Source organism: Chthonomonas sp. (assembly GCA_016788425.1).
Lineage (GTDB): Bacteria > Armatimonadota > Fimbriimonadia > Fimbriimonadales > Fimbriimonadaceae > JAEURQ01.
In genome coordinates this window covers 215,174-230,307 of the sequence record JAEURQ010000001.1, presented here as the reverse complement: position 1 = coordinate 230,307, position 15,134 = coordinate 215,174, and the positions used below count along the sequence as shown (strand labels likewise).

14 protein-coding genes are annotated in these 15,134 nt (G+C 60.3%); all 14 read right to left on the bottom strand.

All coding sequences use genetic code 11. The features are described from left to right. Positions 1-142: 142 nt before the first annotated feature. The 14 genes from JNJ45_01130 to JNJ45_01065 all read right to left on the bottom strand — a co-directional run bounded on the left by JNJ45_01130 (position 143) and on the right by JNJ45_01065 (position 15,132). Positions 143-856 carry a Spy/CpxP family protein refolding chaperone gene (locus JNJ45_01130; protein ID MBL8047260.1) on the bottom strand — a complete coding sequence of 238 codons (714 nt, stop codon included), beginning with the start codon at positions 854-856 and terminating at the stop codon, positions 143-145. Positions 857-902: 46 nt separating this feature from the next. After that, positions 903-3,494, bottom strand: coding sequence for a hypothetical protein (locus JNJ45_01125; protein ID MBL8047259.1), 2,592 nt, complete (start codon positions 3,492-3,494; stop codon positions 903-905). Beyond that, positions 3,481-4,131 carry a hypothetical protein gene (locus tag JNJ45_01120; protein MBL8047258.1) on the bottom strand — a complete coding sequence of 217 codons (651 nt, stop codon included), beginning with the start codon at positions 4,129-4,131 and terminating at the stop codon, positions 3,481-3,483. Before JNJ45_01120 ends, JNJ45_01125 begins: the two co-directional genes overlap by 14 nt. Further along, entirely contained in the window at positions 4,124-4,720 is a 597-nt protein-coding gene (gene pilO / locus JNJ45_01115; GenBank protein MBL8047257.1) for a type 4a pilus biogenesis protein PilO, read from the bottom strand. Before pilO ends, JNJ45_01120 begins: the two co-directional genes overlap by 8 nt. Beyond that, positions 4,717-6,000, bottom strand: coding sequence for a PilN domain-containing protein (locus JNJ45_01110; GenBank protein MBL8047256.1), 1,284 nt, complete (start codon positions 5,998-6,000; stop codon positions 4,717-4,719). The genes pilO and JNJ45_01110 overlap by 4 nt, the downstream gene beginning before the upstream one ends. Then, positions 5,997-7,229, bottom strand: a complete 1,233-nt coding sequence (locus JNJ45_01105) for a general secretion pathway protein GspK (GenBank protein MBL8047255.1) — start codon at positions 7,227-7,229, stop codon at positions 5,997-5,999. Before JNJ45_01105 ends, JNJ45_01110 begins: the two co-directional genes overlap by 4 nt. Then, the gene (locus JNJ45_01100) at positions 7,226-7,972 is read right to left on the bottom strand and encodes a prepilin-type N-terminal cleavage/methylation domain-containing protein (protein ID MBL8047254.1); all 747 of its coding nucleotides are present in this window, start codon (positions 7,970-7,972) and stop codon (positions 7,226-7,228) included. The genes JNJ45_01105 and JNJ45_01100 overlap by 4 nt, the downstream gene beginning before the upstream one ends. Beyond that, positions 7,972-8,355, bottom strand: coding sequence for a prepilin-type N-terminal cleavage/methylation domain-containing protein (locus tag JNJ45_01095; GenBank protein MBL8047253.1), 384 nt, complete (start codon positions 8,353-8,355; stop codon positions 7,972-7,974). Before JNJ45_01095 ends, JNJ45_01100 begins: the two co-directional genes overlap by 1 nt. Beyond that, complete coding sequence (locus tag JNJ45_01090) at positions 8,348-8,890, bottom strand: prepilin-type N-terminal cleavage/methylation domain-containing protein (GenBank protein MBL8047252.1); 543 nt, start codon at positions 8,888-8,890, stop codon at positions 8,348-8,350. The genes JNJ45_01095 and JNJ45_01090 overlap by 8 nt, the downstream gene beginning before the upstream one ends. Continuing rightward, a complete protein-coding gene (gene gspG, locus JNJ45_01085; GenBank protein ID MBL8047251.1) occupies positions 8,868-9,302 on the bottom strand; it encodes a type II secretion system major pseudopilin GspG in 435 nt (144 codons plus the stop codon). The genes JNJ45_01090 and gspG overlap by 23 nt, the downstream gene beginning before the upstream one ends. Before the next feature lie 4 nt (positions 9,303-9,306). Beyond that, positions 9,307-10,506 (bottom strand): type II secretion system F family protein, encoded by a 1,200-nt coding sequence (locus JNJ45_01080; protein MBL8047250.1) that lies wholly within the window; start codon positions 10,504-10,506, stop codon positions 9,307-9,309. A gap of 3 nt (positions 10,507-10,509) precedes the next feature. Then, on the bottom strand, positions 10,510-12,024 hold the full coding sequence (gene tadA / locus JNJ45_01075; protein ID MBL8047249.1) for a Flp pilus assembly complex ATPase component TadA: 1,515 nt from the start codon (positions 12,022-12,024) through the stop codon (positions 10,510-10,512). Positions 12,025-12,206: 182 nt separating this feature from the next. Further along, positions 12,207-13,508, bottom strand: coding sequence for a hypothetical protein (locus tag JNJ45_01070; protein MBL8047248.1), 1,302 nt, complete (start codon positions 13,506-13,508; stop codon positions 12,207-12,209). 124 nt (positions 13,509-13,632) lie between these two features. After that, positions 13,633-15,132 (bottom strand): aldehyde dehydrogenase family protein, encoded by a 1,500-nt coding sequence (locus tag JNJ45_01065; protein ID MBL8047247.1) that lies wholly within the window; start codon positions 15,130-15,132, stop codon positions 13,633-13,635. Positions 15,133-15,134 lie beyond the last annotated feature (2 nt).

Here is a 15,134-nt window from a genome sequence, read left to right as displayed (position 1 = left end):
AGCGGTGAATACGTATTCTCATTATACAAGAAGGGGTGTCCGAAAACGAAAGTTTTGCGCCCAGTATGTTTACTGGTTCTTTTGCGGACGCAAAAAATGCCCGAGCAAAAACTGCCCGGGCATTTCCAGTTCTTTGCGAGACTTAGCGTCCGCCGCCACGTCGGCCGAAACCGCCGCGATTAGCTTCTTCCGGATCGGCCTTGAATTCAGCGCCGCCCATCTTCTTCAGCTGAGCCTTTTGCTCGGCCGTGAGAACCTTGGCGTACTCGTCGTTCAGCGCCTTGCGGTTGTTTTGCATGGCTTCCATCGCGCCTTCGCGCTCCAGTTCGCCATCGCGCATTCGCTGCATGATCGAGGCGTTGGCGTCGTTCATACCTTGCTGTAGCGACTTCACCTTGGTAATTTGCGCCTCGGTCATTTTCAGCGTCTTCTGCATTTCCACGTCGGTCACGATGCCGTTGCCCGCGATTTGGATGCGGATTTCGCCAAGGCGATCCCATTGAGCCGTGGTAAGAACCTTCTTCACCGCCGCTTCGGATTCCTTTTGCATGGCTGTCATCTTTTCCATGCGCGCCTTCATTTCTTCTTCGCTCGGTCGTTCGCCGCCACCGCCGCCACCGCCGGGGCCACCGCCGCCGAACATGTCGCGCATCTTGGTCATGCTTTCGTCTTGAATCTTTTGGATCGCATCTTTTTGCTCGTCCGTCAGCTTCAGATCAGCCTTGACGTCGTTGCGGTTCAGAAGCATCGCCGGCGATTGTTGACCGCCGCGTTGCATCATGCCGCCACGTCCTTGACCGCCGCGACCTTGACCGCCTTGGGCCAGGGCCAGAGCGCCGACGGCCAAGGCCGCCACTACCATTGTCAGTTTGAGATTTTTCATGTTGAGTCCCTCCTCGGGGTTAATTTGGTTTCGTTTGGGTTTCGCCGCCCGTGCCGCCCTTCTTGTCGTCCTTCTTTTCGTCTTTCTTGACGTCCTTCATGTCCTTGACTTCAAGCTTGGGCCCGGTGGATTTCTTCACCGTACCGTCGAGCGTCTTTTGGGTTGGCTTGCTTAGGCGGTTGACTTCGTCTTCCTTGAGCTTGCGGGCTTCGTCCTCGTTGCGCACGACGCGCGGAGTGAGGAAGACCAGCAGTTCCGTCTTCACGTTCGACTTGTCCGTCGACTTGAACAGGTTGCCCAGCAGCGGGATATCGCCCAGCAGCGGAATCTTCTTCACCGTGCTGGTGACCGAGTTGCGGATGATGCCGCCGAGAATAATGGTCTCGCCGTCCTTCACGCTCACGGTCGTATCGGCTTCGCGCTGATTGATAATCGGCGCGTTGAAGTCAGTAAACCCTTGCAGGTCGTTTGCCGTTTGGTTCACTTCCATCGTCACGTAACCGTTGCTCGTAATGCGCGGCGTGACGGTGAGGATGATCCCCACGTCTTCGAAGGCGTACGTGAACGTCAGGTTGTTGTTCGCGTCGGTTCGCGAACTCAGCACGTACGGCACACGCTGGCTGATGTTGATCTGAGCTTGCGCGTTGTTCGAGGTGAAGATGCGCGGTGTGGACAGCACTTGGAACTTCTTGTCCGTCGCGAGCGCGTTCATGAAGCCAGTGAGCGCGCCACCGGTCAGGGTGTAGCGGAACCCTTGCAGGGCCGGACTCGCGTTTTGCAAGCCGAATGCACCCGCGGCGTTGCCGTTGGTGCCCGGCGTGCCGAACGGTCGGGACTGCGAGAAGTTCCACTCAATACCCAGCTTGCTGCTGGCGTCGAGCGTGGCTTCCACAATCACGGTCTCGATCATCACCTGCTCAGGAATCCGGTCGAGCTGATTCAAGATTTGCTTGATCAGTTCCACTTGGTCCGGCGACGAAACGATGATGAGGCTGTTCGTGTTTTGATCGGGAATAACCGTGATCTGGTTGGTCAAGTCGTTGACGTTGACCAAGCGACCCTGGGCATCGCGACCGGTCGTTTGGCGACCCTGGTTTTGCTGACGATTTTGGCCACCGCCACCTTGTTGGAAGAAGTTGAATCCGCCGCCCTGTTGCACGGCCACGACCGGAACGAACTCGCCGGTTTCGGGGTCAATCTGTCCTTCCAGATTCAGCGCGCCCGAACTCATTTCGTCGTCCGACGGAACGTATTCGCGCGAGCGTCCCGTTCCGCCGCCACCACCGTTGTTTCCGGTGTTCAAGCGGTTTTGGGTTTGCGGGCTGCGACCAACCGTGTTCGTGTTGCGGTTCCCGGTGCCGGTCCCAGATCGCGTGCCGAACGTTTGGTTCAGCAACTGAGCCACAAGGTCGGCGCGAGCGTTGTTAAGCGGCACGACAAAGGTGCTGCTTTGCAATTCAATCGGGCGATCCAGTTCCTTGAGCACCGCCGTGATCAGTTCGTGGTTGTCCTCGGTCGCGGTCACGACGAGGCTATTGGTGCGCACATCGGCGACCACTGTACCAAACGCAGCTTGCGCGTTTCCAAAGCGAGCAGCTTGCTGGAAGCGCTGCTCAATCGGAACGTTTTGCGAGCTTGCGCCGCCGCGTCCGCGCGGTGCGTTGGTCGTCAGCACGTTTTGAACGGCCACCGAAACATCGGATGCCGCGGCGTATTCCAGGCGGTACACGACGGGCTTGAGCGGCTGCTCGGTTTCCTTATCAATTTGCTTGAGCAGGGCTTCCACTTGGCGCTGATCCGCGCTGGGCGCGTTGACGATCACCGAGTTCGAGTAGTCGTCCGAGGAAGCGCGCACGGTTTGCGTGCTACCGCCAAATCCCATGCGTCCAAATCCGCCGCGACCACCGCCGCCCTGGTTGCGACCGCCGCCCGTGAACGGATTGTTGCCGCCGCCCTGGCCTTGACGTCCGCCTTGGTTGCCAAATCCTTGGTTGCCGCCGAAGCCGGACATGCCGCCCGTGCCCATTTGCTGCATGAACTGGTCAAACGGACTCTGAGACCCGGCGAAGACTTCGTTCACCACGCGCGCGGCTTGACTTGCGTTGGCGTTCTTGAGCGGATAAACCTTGAGTTCGTTACGGCTGTTGCCGCCGAACATTTGCGACATCTGCTCCATGTTCATGCCGCCAAAACCAGAGTTGCCCTGACCCTGTGTACCGCCACCCCAGCCGCCGCGATTATCTTGCCGCTTTTGCCGAATGACAATCGCTTTGCCTTCCTTCTTCATTTCGAAGTTCTTCAGGTCCAGCGTCAACTTGAGCATCGCGAACGCATCGCTCAGCGAGAGCGAGTTCGGGCTGGTCAGCGTGAGGCTACCGGTGAGCGCCGGATCCTTGATGATCGTGACGCCCGAGGTCTTGCTGAAGTAAGAGATGATGCTGTCCACCGATGCGTTTCGGAAGTCGAGCTTCACGCGCGTCTTGGCGTTCAACTTGAACTCTTCCCACGATTCCTTCGCCGGTTCTCGCGAACCGCCGCCGAAGTCAAATTGGGCAGTGGCAACCACCGGAAGGAGGGCCATCGCCAGGAATAATCGCTTATCGAGTTTCATTCGTAATCTCTGCTCGCGCGGAGCGGTTGGGCCCATTGCTGGGCGTAATTTCAAATCGGTTGCCAATGGGGCCACTGAGCGTAGGGTTCATCGGTTCATTCCCCCGCGCAATGCTCACATTCGGCAAAACACTGTCGCCATCGTTCAATCGAAGAACCCTCATGTTGCCGTCGGGGCCGCTGATAGACAGCGTGGCCGAGCCGATCGACTCCACAGTTAGATCCTTCCATTTTTCGCCCTCACCAAGGAAAACGCTTGCTCCGCTCCCTTTGTTCTCCAAAAGTGCTTCGGTTTTTCCGTTTGTGTCAACGATGCCAGTGAAGGTCCATCCCGATTCGCCAGCGGCGAACCCAGCCGGAATCACGTCGGGAGCCACGGTTTGGTTAAAGTCACTGCGTCGCGACTCGCGTTTAACGAGCGGTTGGAACGCGTCTTTCGGCGTTTGATTCAGGGGCTCGAACTTGGCATCGATGTCGGCCTGGGTAATTCCATCGGCGTACACCTTGGTCTGCGAGGACGCCGTCGGGCGCTTTCGCGTCTGGCGTTCGGGCACGGCTTCCTCGCTGGTCGCCATGTACGTGATTCCAATGAGCGCTCCGGCGACAAGAATCTGGGTCGGTCGACTGATCTTAGGCATCTTTCTTCACCCCTTTTTCAACTTTCTCCACGGCGGGTTTGTCCGTGGCCGGCTTGGTCGGCTCCTTGCTTACAACCGCGGGTTTCGCTTCCCGATCGCGCACCGCGACGATCGCGATGGTGGCGGCCACCGTGGTGCGATCGCCATCCAGCGCCGAGCATTGGACAAGCGAAACACCGAGGCGAGTGCCGGGCGCTTCGAGGTTCGCCACAAAGCTCAGCACGTTGGGAAACGCCCCTTCGACGTTCACCTGGAACGGGTAGCGCTCAATGCGCGATTCTTGCACCGACCGTTGCGGCCGGAACGACTTGAGGTTGAGGCCCTGCGAGGTGGCGGCCGTCTTCACTTCGGTAAGCACGGCGGGGCCGATCTCGGCCTCATTTTCAGTCCACAGTTGGCTTGAGACAAACGCCGATTCGGCGCTCAGTTGCTCCTTCGCCTGCTTGGCCTCATCGGTGAGCTCGACGAGCTGCTTTTGCTTGGCCGCCGGGTTGAGGGGCGACTTCGGCTTCGGCACGAAAAAGTCCAGCGCGGCAATGGTGGCCAAGAGCGCGAGGCAAACCCCAATCATGATGTTCCAGCCCTTCATGCCTTTGGCTTCGACGCCGCCCCCTTCTTCATGGTCTTAAGCGGCTCCTGCGGAGTATTCCCTACTGCGCGAGCCGTAATTGAGAAATTCACAATATCTTTATCTTCCACCTTCGAGCGGTTCGTGAAGACGAGCTTCACATCGCGCAATCGGTCGCTCGTGTTGAGCGCGTCGAGATACGCGGTGACCGCGTCTTCCGAGAGCGACGAGCCGCGAATCTGCATCGGCTTTCCGCGATCAAACGCCACGCCGATGACCCACGCGTCTTGCGGCACCATGTTGGTGACGAGCGTCAATACGTCGCCGACGGGTTGCGCCGGCATCAAAATCTGTCGCGTGCGATCGGCCAGAGTCTTCGCCTTGTCGGCGTCGGACCGGGCGTTGTCGCGAATCTTGCGCAGCTTGGCGCTCTCGGCCCGCCACTTCGCATCCTTTTTGTCCACCGCGGCTTGCGCATCACTGCGATCGAGGAACGCGAGTGCACCGGTGACCACGACCGCGGCCGCCATTAGCGCGGCGAGTCGTCCACGACCGGACGAAACCTTCGCTTCGCGGGCGGCGATTTCGCCGGGAGCTTGCATGCCCACGCCGAGCGTGCCTCGTTGAGCGAGCGCCTGCGCTGAAGTCTGAGTTGTGCGATGCGGCGTGTCGAGTTCGAGATTGCCCGCCGCAATGACTGGCACCGCTTCAACGCCCGCCGCGGCGAGCGTCATCGAAATTTCTTGGGCGAGCCCGGCGGCATCGAGTTCACGGGTCACGACGCGCGAGTACAGCAGCGCGCCATGATGAATCACGTCGATGCCGAATCCCGACTCGGCGGGTTCAACCACCACCGCGTCGTTCAGATTCAAGCCCTGCGCAATAAGGAGCGATCCCAGCGCCACCGGCACCAGACTTTCCACGCGGGACCCGGCGGGGAGAGACTCCCGCACGAGGTCCAGCGTTTCTTGCGGGGCCCCGAAAACGCTGGTCAGACGACCGTCGAGGGTTTGGTGCGAGCTTGCCAGCAGATCGAAGGCGTATCCGCCTTCGCTGGCCGGGAAAATTTTGCCGAGTTGCACTTGCACAATGCCGCGCACTTCGTTTTTGCTGGCCGCGGGCAAAGGCACCGCCTTGACAAACACGCTGCGGCGAGCAAGGGCGACCGTGAGCGGCCCGCGTACTCCCGCGCGCTCCAGCGCGGCGGCTGGGTTCTCGTCCGATACGGCGCTCCCCGCCTTGGTTTGAACAATGGCGGCTTGCGGGCTCCAGACGAGGACAGGGTTGATTTCGCGGCTCATGAATTCGTGATCAGTTCTATGTCGGCGCCAGTCTCGGCATCCCATTGCCAGCGGTTGGCTACGTCGTCTTGCGAGACAGTTTCGTAGCGCACCACTTGCGGCCCTTGGTCCGTGAGATTTACGAGAACCTCGCGCTCAATCGTTCCAGTTTGATACCGCGCTTGAATTCGCAATAAGAAACTACGAGAGTTGAGGTTGACTCGGTCGACCACATCGGCGAGAATCTGCGGCGTCATGCCCGGCAATTCGGCGATCTCTCCCATTCGCGTCATGCCTGCTTCTTGAAGACTCAGAACTCCGGCTGAAAGGTCAGACGTAAAGTTTGGCAGCGTGTTCAGTACTGCCTCACTTGCGGTGTTAAGATTTGTGCGACCACTGTAAGTCGCGGCATTGCCCACCGTAAAGCGATCCAACAATTGAGCCGCCGCGGCGACGGTCATTCCCGGCACCTCCATCACGTCGCCCATGGTCTGAAACTGCTGCCGCTGGTTGAAAATCTGGGTCGCGAGCGGCAGGTTTTGAATGACCTGGTTGATCGCCTGGGCGTTCTGGACTTGCGCAAGATTTTGGAGCGTGGCACCTTCGGGCTGAACTGGCTCCGAGGTCGCCCCGACGCTCAGCATGTCGGCCAAAATCGGCAGCTGCGTGGTGTCACCCGAGATCAGTTCGGCAGCCGCATCTTGGAGCGGCTCATACAGCGTCGCGGGGGTAAAGCCCTTCACCAAGAGCAATTCGTTGACCGTGCGGAACGGCTCCACCGCGGCGTTATAGGGGTTGGTCAGGGTGTTGTAATATTCGTCCTTGGCGCCCTGCGCGCGGGGTGCCTGGCCGGCTTCTCGCCAGTCGAGCAGCGCATCGGAAAGGTCTTCCGTGATGCCGAGCTTTTCCAACTCCTCCACCGTGATCGAGTTCAGGTCAAGCCGCGAGGACGCGTCCACGATTTCGAGCCGGAACGAGCCGGTGCCGACGATGAAATTGTCGTTGCCGCCGCTACCGAGCAAGGCCCAGTCATCGGCCAAGGTCGTGGCCGACCCCGCTTCAATCAGGTCAATCTCGGCCATGGCTCGGGCCACCGCCGATTCGTAGATCCCTTCGGCGCGCGCGAAGTCCACGCGGTTTTGGCGCGCGGCGAACACCGCTCGCTGCCGAACGGCGATGCCACCGAGCACGGCGAGCAGACCGGCCATGCCGATGAGCGCCACGATATAGACGACGCCGCGACGCTTCATGCGCCCTCCGTCGAGGTGGTTTCCGCCGGGTTATCGGTGGTCACGTCACTACTGGGAAGTCGGACCACGAACGAGTAGGTGTTCTGCGGATCGTTGACCAGTGTGTAGCTCACACGGATGGCGCTCGGCAGCCGCTTGGTGCCCGCCGTGGTCGTGTCCCAGGTTGCGGTCCACTGGAGGCCGTCCCAAAATTCAAAGCCGGTGCTCAGCACGTTGTCGGAAAACACTTCCTCCAGGCCGCCCTGAGTGTGGTCGCCGTCGCTCGGCGTTTGGGTGCGGAGGAATAAGCCCTCGCGCTGACCGGAGTCGCCGGTGGCCACCGGGCTGATCGTGTATTCGCTGATGCCGCCCTGCGGACGGTACGTCTCGTTGGCGGTTTCGAAGTCGTCGGTGCTGGCCAGGAACGCGCCGGGCAGGCGCGGAGAGTACGCCGTAAAGGTGAGCGTATCCGGCAGTTCGCCGAGGTCGCTGGCCGGGTTGGTCACCAAGGTGTCGCCTTTCGTTTCGGCGACCATATAGGTGCGCAGGTCGTCTTGGTCGGTGGAGACTGCGGCGGATTCGAGCAGCTGCGTCACACGATCTTCAAAATCGAGACGTCGCTGGAGTTGGCGGCCCTGCTCGGCGCCGAGCGTTTCGTTGCGGGTGCCGATGCTGATGGCGAAGCTAAGCGCAGCCATGAGGACCATCATGATGGCGACCACCACGATGGTCTCCACAAGAGTAATCCCGGCGCGCAGACGCATTAGTTCGTCGCCTCCGTGGTCACCGTAGGCGCAAACGCCATTTGGTCGAGCGTCGCGACGTCTTGGCCACTCGCGTCCTGAACGGTCAGCCGCAGATTGACCATGGACTCCACTTGCGCCGGTTCGCTGGTGAGGCTCCAACGCAGATTGGGCACGCCTTCCGCCGAGAAATCGCCATCCACCGGCGCGTTATTGTAATCCTGAGTCGCCACGAGTTCGCGCATTTTGCGAGTGGCGAGCACGAGTTCTTGCTCGCGGGCGCGGCCCTGCGCCTCGCTACGGTTGAGCTGAGCCATTCCGCCCAAAATCGCCGAAAGTCCGATGCCGACAAACGCGGTTGCCACCATTGCTTCCACCAAGCTAAATCCTTTGCGCTTAGCCACTGCGTACCTCCAAATCTCCCGCCGACCACGTCTCGCCTTCGCCGGTTTCGGGCGCATCGCTCGCCACAAAGTCAGCGCGGCCTTGCTTGTCCACGCGGAGGGCGCGCGGACTTCCGTCAGATTCGAAGGTCAGCGTGCCGCCATCGGAGCTACCGTCCGGGTAGTAGCTAATGACAAATCCGTCGGTCGTCTCTGTCGTCGCCTGACGAGTGGCGCTACTTAACGATACGTTGTCCGGAAGGGTCAAGGTCCGCACCGCCTGACCTTCCTCCTCCTCGGTGACGCCCGAGCGGAGCACCACGCTCTCGCCCTCCACGGTAAGGCGCAGGGTCGTGCGTTGTCGCACGGCAAGTTCGCGGCTTTCGCTGGCCAAGGCTTGCGCACGGGCGTAGAACTGACGCAGGTCCGCGCCCGTTTTCCAGCGGCCCACCGCCGGAGCAACCGCCCCGGTGATCACCGCAATAATCACAACGACCACCGACAGCTCAAGGAGCGTGAAGGCGGCGCGGCGACTATTCGCCTTCGACGATGTCACTGGCGTTGCCTTCTCCGCCCTCCGCTCCATCTTGGCCGAAGCTCATCAGCAGGTAGCTGTCGTCGCCGGCCGAGCCCGGATATTCGTACTCATATTCAAATCCCCACGGATCAAGCGGGATGGATTTGGTCGTGTACGGGCCACGGTAGCCAGTGGCGTCCGACGGCGCGGACCGCAACGATTCGAGGCCTTCTTCGGTGGTCGGGTAACGTCCCACGTCGAGTCGGAACTGACTGAGCGCGGACGAGAGCGCCGAAAGGTCACTGAGGGCCTTGGCGCGCTTGGCGTCGTCGGTTCGGCCCACAACGCGCGGCACGATCATCGCCGCGAGAATGGCGAGAATGAGGATAACGACGAGGAGTTCGATCAGGGTGAAGCCTCGGCGACGGTTACGGAATGAGTTCAACTTCATAGGATTACTTGACGAGATTTTGTGCTTGGAAGATGGGGAGCGCAATACTGAGCACCACAAAGCCGACGAACGCGCCCATGAGCACGAGGATGAGCGGCTCAATTTTGGCGACTAGGTTACGGAGGCCGACTTCGACCTCAAAATCGAGACTGGTGGCTACGCGGTTGAGAACCGCGGGCAAGTCACCGGTTTCCTCACCAATGGCAACCATATGGTGAAGAACGGGAGGAAACTCGTTGCTGTCGCGCATGGCCTGGTGAATGCGCTTGCCCTCGCGGACATCGTTGGCGACCTGCTCGCTGGTGACCTGGAACAGGCGATTTCCGCTGGCCAAACCGCTCAGGCGCAGGGCCTCAAGGATCGGAACGCCACCGAAGAGCAAGGTGCCGAGGATGCGCGCATACCGCGAAACCACCGCCTTGCCCACCACTTTGCCGATGATCGGCGCGCGCATGAGGAATCGGTCACGAGAGATCGCGCCGGCTTCGGTGGCGAACCACCCGCGCAGAATCAACACAATCGCGACCAACGCACCAAAGGCAACCAAGCCGTTCTTGGTGAGGAAGTCGGCGGTCGAGAGCAAGATCTTCGTCGAAAGCGGCAGGTCGTTGCCGAGGTCCTTGAAGATGCCGATCATGCGGGGCACGACAAACAGGATGAGGAAGAACACGACCCCGATTGCCGCGATTAAGAGAATGGTCGGGTAGATCAGCGCCGAGCTGATTTGGCTTCGGCGAGCGACTTCGGTTTCCTGCAGATCGGCGAGGCGGGTGGCGACCTCGGGAAACTGGCCGCTGGCTTCACCCGCGCGCAGAGTCTCGGTGTACTGCAACGGAAAGACCTTGGGATATTTGGCGAGCGCGGCCGAGATCGGCAAACCCGTGCGAACATCGGCGAGCGCCTGCTCCGAAATTTCGATGAGCTGCCCGGATTCGCTTTGCTCAGCAACCACCTGCAGCACGCGGTCGAGCGGGAGCCCGGCGGCGGCAAGGTCGGCCATGCGGCGTGTGAACAGCGCGACTTCTTGGCGGGAAGCTTTCTTCGTGTTCCGGACGACCGCGGTGGCCGCCTGCGGCTTGATCTCCAGGACGTAGGTGCCTTGCGCCGAAAGCTGAGCGATCGCCGCTTCCTGATCGGCGGCGTCGAGGAATCCGGTTCGCTTTTTGCCCGTCGGTTCGAGCGCGGTGTAGGCAAACGACTGCATGCGTTAGAAGTCCTCGCGCTGGCTCACGCGCATCACCTCGGCGGGGGTCGTTTTGCCTTCGAGCACGATGCGCTTTCCGTCGGCCAGAAGCGTGATCATGCCTTGATTTTGAACCGCGTGGTCGCGAATGATGCTGCTGGAAGAGCGATCCACCGTCATCCGGCGCACGGGCTCGTCTACCAGCAGAAGTTCGTAGATGCCTTGGCGACCTTTGAAACCGCTCCCTTGGCACTTGTCGCAACCGACACCGGCGACGACCTGCGCGTGCTGAAACTCTTCGCGTGTCACGCCAATTGCCTGCATTGCGTCCTCATCCCACTCGGTCGGCGCGGAACAGAACGGGCAGTTGCGGCGCACGAGTCGTTGGGCGACCACGGCCAGCAGCGAACTCGCGACCAGGAACGGCTCCACGCCCATGTCGATAAGGCGAGTGATGGCGCCCGCCGCGTCGTTGGTGTGCAGGGTGCTAAAGACCAAGTGGCCCGTGAGCGAGGCGTGAATCGCGATTTCGGCGGTTTCCACGTCCCGGATTTCACCAACCATGATGACGTCGGGGTCTTGTCGGACGATGGAGCGAAGGCCGCTGGCGAACGACAATCCGATGTTACTGCGCACCTGAATCTGACCGATGCCCGAGATTTGATACTCGACCGGATCTTCGATGGTCAGGATGTTTTTGGTCGGCGAATAGACTTCCTGCAGGCTCGCGTAAAGCGTGGTGGACTTCCCCGCCCCGGTCGGGCCGGTGCTGAGGATGATGCCGTAGGGCATGCTGATTGCCTTACTGTAACGAGCAAAGGTTGGTGCGCTGAAGCCAAGATCGGGCAAGCTGAGCATCGCCGTACCCTTGTCCAGAATCCGCATGACGCAGCGTTCGCCGAACACGGTCGGCACAATGCTCACCCGGATATCGACGCTGCGGCCCGCGAGGTTCAGCTTGATGCGGCCATCTTGCGGAAGGCGGCGTTCGGCGATGTTCATTTCGCCAAGAATCTTGATGCGCGAGATCAGCGCGGCGTGCATGCGCTTGGGCGGCTTCATCACGTCGCGGAGCATGCCATCAACGCGGTACCGAACCTTCATCTGCTTTTCGTAAGGCTCAACGTGAATGTCGCTTGCGCCATCGCGCACGGCTTGCGCGAAGATGAGGTTGACCATTTGGACAACCGACGATTCGCCGGCCAAACGCTGAAGGTCAGCGAGGTCAACGGTTTCGTCAATCTCGGTGACGCCCGCGCCTTCCTCAGCAGGGAGGTCAGCGAGCATGGATTCGAGATAACGCTCTTCGATCCGGTCGCGCAGCACCTGCGGTTCGGCGAGCACGGCGCGGGTGGACAAACCCGTGATGACAGCGAGTTCATCGACCGCGGAGAGCGATTCGATATTGCCGATCGCGACCACGAGCTCGTCGCCGTTGCGGAAGAGTGGCAGCGCTTGACGCTGAATCGCGAAGTCGCCGGGGGCCAGGGACACCACCGCCGGATCGAGCTTCGTTTCGGCTAGATCAACGGTTGGCAACAAAGAGGAAAGGGGTCCTGGCATGGAAATCTCAAGGAGGGTTTACGAAACAGATGACACTTTGTTCACCCAGCCCGCAATTCTCTACTCGGAATTTTAGCCGCTTTACGCCCGAACCTAAGTGAATCCAAAAAAACGGAGCCCCATGTTGGGCTCCGTTTATGGTTTGAGCTAAGCCAGGCTTAGGGAATGTATTCGCTGGCCGCGTCGAAGTTCGCCGCGATCTGCGTGTAGTCGGCAATGTCCACCACGCCGTCGCCAGTGATGTCGGCTTGGCTCGGCTTAAATCCATCGCCGCCGGCCGTGTTCCAGTCAGGATCACTGCTGCTCGCGTCGAACTTGGCGGCGAGGATCGTGTAATCGCCGATGTCAATAACGGCATCACCGTTGATGTTGCCGTTCAGCAAATTGACGTTGCCGAGGCTGGTGCCGCTCACCGTCGGAGTGACGCTTTGCATCCAGCGGTTCAGCGTGGAGTCGCCAACGATGACCACCGAACCCGAGGCCGGAATGGTCGTGCCGAACTCGAAATTGCCACTCGCATCCACCTTAAACGGAAGGGAGTCGGTCAGAACCCCGGCGCTATCAAAGATTTGAGCGGTGAATGTTTCGGTCGTGATGTCGCCAGCGTAGCCGCTGACGGCCAGCGTGCCCGTGAACTTCGGCAATTCAGTTACGACGACGTTATCCACGATCGCGTACTGCTTTTCGGGGGCACCAGCGACGCCGCCAAACGGATCATCGTAGCCGAACCAAACCTTGCCGTCCGTCGAAAGAATCGACGAACCGCTCAGCATCGGAGTACCGTTCATGCGCCAATAGATAACGCCATTGTTCACGATAAGATCCACGCGCGACCAGTTGCCGCTCGGTGCGCCAATGAACTCATATCCATTTACAGCCGAGAAGACCGATTGGCAAATCGGGTTCGAGACGTCGAGTCCACCCAGTTGAGTGGTGCCGCGGTAGTTCCGCATATCCGTGCCGTTAATACCGCCGTCGCCTACGTAAGTGATCCAGTTGCCGTCGCCAGCGGTGGAGCGGTTGTAATAACCGAACGGTCCGGCGCTGCCGAGTCGACTGACACCCGCATTGAACGCTTCAGTGGTGCCAACTCCAGTCGGAGCATCGCACTTCATATAGCAATCGAGCGAAAGCTTGTAGTACTTGGTCGAGACTTCAATGGGGGTACCGCTTGCGCTCAAGATCAGATTGATCCCTTGGGTGCCGGCGACCAAGTCATTCTTGTTGGCGCGGAGCATGATGCCCGTGGTTGCGCCGCCGCCCGAGATGGGACGCGGAGCTTCGGGGATGCTGATGCTCACCGGGTTGCCGAGCGAGTCGTTCAGCGTAAAGCTACCGTAGTTGACAACTTCGGCCGAGGCGTCCGGATTTTGGACGACGGTGTAGGCCGAGAGGCTCTCGCAAGGATCGGCAAAAATTTGTGCGTTTGTGACGACTGTCAGCGCGCTCAAGCCAGCCATGAGCGCAAATCGCGAATTTAACTTCATTGTTCTCCTCAAAAATCGCAAAGTGCGACGAGTTAAATATACACGTGATCCCCGGAAATGGGGATCACGTGATGCTAACCTAGCAAAACTGCTGGCCTTAGACGTCGAACTTGATTCCTTGCGCCAGAGCCGGCTTCTCCGTGCCGAAGTAGGTAGTGCTGGTTTGGCGGCGCATGTACGCCTTCCACGAGTCCGAGCCCGATTCGCGTCCGCCGCCGGTTTCCTTTTCCCCGCCGAAAGCACCGCCGATTTCCGCGCCGCTGGTGCCGATGTTCACGTTCGCGATCCCGCAATCGGAGTGCCGCTTGAAGTACTCGGCTTCGCGGACGTCGGTGGTCATGATCGCCGAGCTCAGCCCTTGCGGAACCGCGTTGTGCGCCTCCATCACCTGCGCCAAATCATCGTAAGGCATCACATAGGTCAACGGCGCAAAGGTCTCGTGATGCATGGGGTCGGCTTGCTCGTTCAGCTTCACCAACGCCGGATGCACGTAGACGCCGTCGCCCACGACCTTCAATCGCTGACCGCCCACGATCTCGCTGGCGTGGGGTTTGATAGCTTCCATCGCCGCGGCCATCGCGTCGTAAGCCATCTCGTCGATGAGCGGCCCAACCAACGTGCCGGCCTCCAGCGGATTGCCAATTTTGCTTTCGCCGATTTGCAGGAGCGCGCTCTTCAGTGTCTCGAACACCTTCTCGAAAATGCTGCGGTGAACGAACACGCGCCGCGTGGACGTGCAGCGTTGTCCCGCCGTCCCGACCGCACCAAACAGAATGCTGGGCACGGCGACCGCGAGATCCGCGCTCGGCGTGACGATGATCGCATTGTTGCCGCCGAGTTCTAGGAGTGAGCGACCAAACCGCGCGGCCACCTTTTGACCGACCGCCTTGCCCATGCGCGTGCTTCCGGTGGCGCTAATGAGCGGGATGCGCGCGTCTTCCACCATTTGGTTACCTTCCGCCATCGCGCCGATGATGATCTGGTTGAGATGCTTGGGTGCCTTCGGAAAGTCCCGGACAACTTCTTCGAAAAGGGCTTGGCAAGCAAGCGCGGTGAGCGGCGTCTTTTCGCTCGGCTTCCACAGGCACGAGTCGCCGCAAACAAAGGCGAGGGCGGCGTTCCAACTCCACACCGCGACCGGGAAATTGAACGCGCTGATGATGCCAACCGGGCCGAGCGGCAACCAGTTTTCCTGCATCACGTGGTTCGGGCGCTCGCTGGCAATGGTGAGGCCGTAGAGCTGCCGGGAAATGCCCACCGCGAAGTCGCAGATGTCAATCATCTCTTGGACTTCGCCGCGCCCTTCTTCCAGAATCTTGCCGCACTCGAGCGTGACCAACTGGGCGAGTTCTTCCTTCTTTTCGCGGAGCTTCTCGCCGTACAAACGAACCAGTTCGCCGCGAATCGGGCCGGGAACTTCGCGCCACGCCTTGAACGCGGCGACGCTGTTCTCAACCATTTGGTTAATTTCCGCTTCCGAGTGCTTGCGGAGCGAGGCAAGCTCGCTGCCATCCACGGGCGTGGTGACCACGATGTCGGAACCTCGGTAAGCGTCGAGATTGGGGATGAGTTGGGCCAACAGCGCGGCGGAATTCATCC

Bases quoted from the DNA above. Each gene is read 5' to 3' on its own strand.
- JNJ45_01125 (MBL8047259.1), bottom strand. From the start codon at position 3,494: ATGAAACTCGATAAGCGATTATTCCTGGCGATGGCCCTCCTTCCGGTG.
- JNJ45_01120 (MBL8047258.1), bottom strand. From the start codon at position 4,131: ATGCCTAAGATCAGTCGACCGACCCAGATTCTTGTCGCCGGAGCGCTC.
- pilO (MBL8047257.1), bottom strand. From the start codon at position 4,720: ATGAAGGGCTGGAACATCATGATTGGGGTTTGCCTCGCGCTCTTGGCC.
- JNJ45_01110 (MBL8047256.1), bottom strand. From the start codon at position 6,000: ATGAGCCGCGAAATCAACCCTGTCCTCGTCTGGAGCCCGCAAGCCGCC.
- JNJ45_01105 (MBL8047255.1), bottom strand. From the start codon at position 7,229: ATGAAGCGTCGCGGCGTCGTCTATATCGTGGCGCTCATCGGCATGGCC.
- JNJ45_01100 (MBL8047254.1), bottom strand. From the start codon at position 7,972: ATGCGTCTGCGCGCCGGGATTACTCTTGTGGAGACCATCGTGGTGGTC.
- gspG (MBL8047251.1), bottom strand. From the start codon at position 9,302: ATGAAGTTGAACTCATTCCGTAACCGTCGCCGAGGCTTCACCCTGATC.
- JNJ45_01080 (MBL8047250.1), bottom strand. From the start codon at position 10,506: ATGCAGTCGTTTGCCTACACCGCGCTCGAACCGACGGGCAAAAAGCGA.
- JNJ45_01070 (MBL8047248.1), bottom strand. From the start codon at position 13,508: ATGGCTGGCTTGAGCGCGCTGACAGTCGTCACAAACGCACAAATTTTT.
- JNJ45_01065 (MBL8047247.1), bottom strand. From the start codon at position 15,132: ATGAATTCCGCCGCGCTGTTGGCCCAACTCATCCCCAATCTCGACGCT.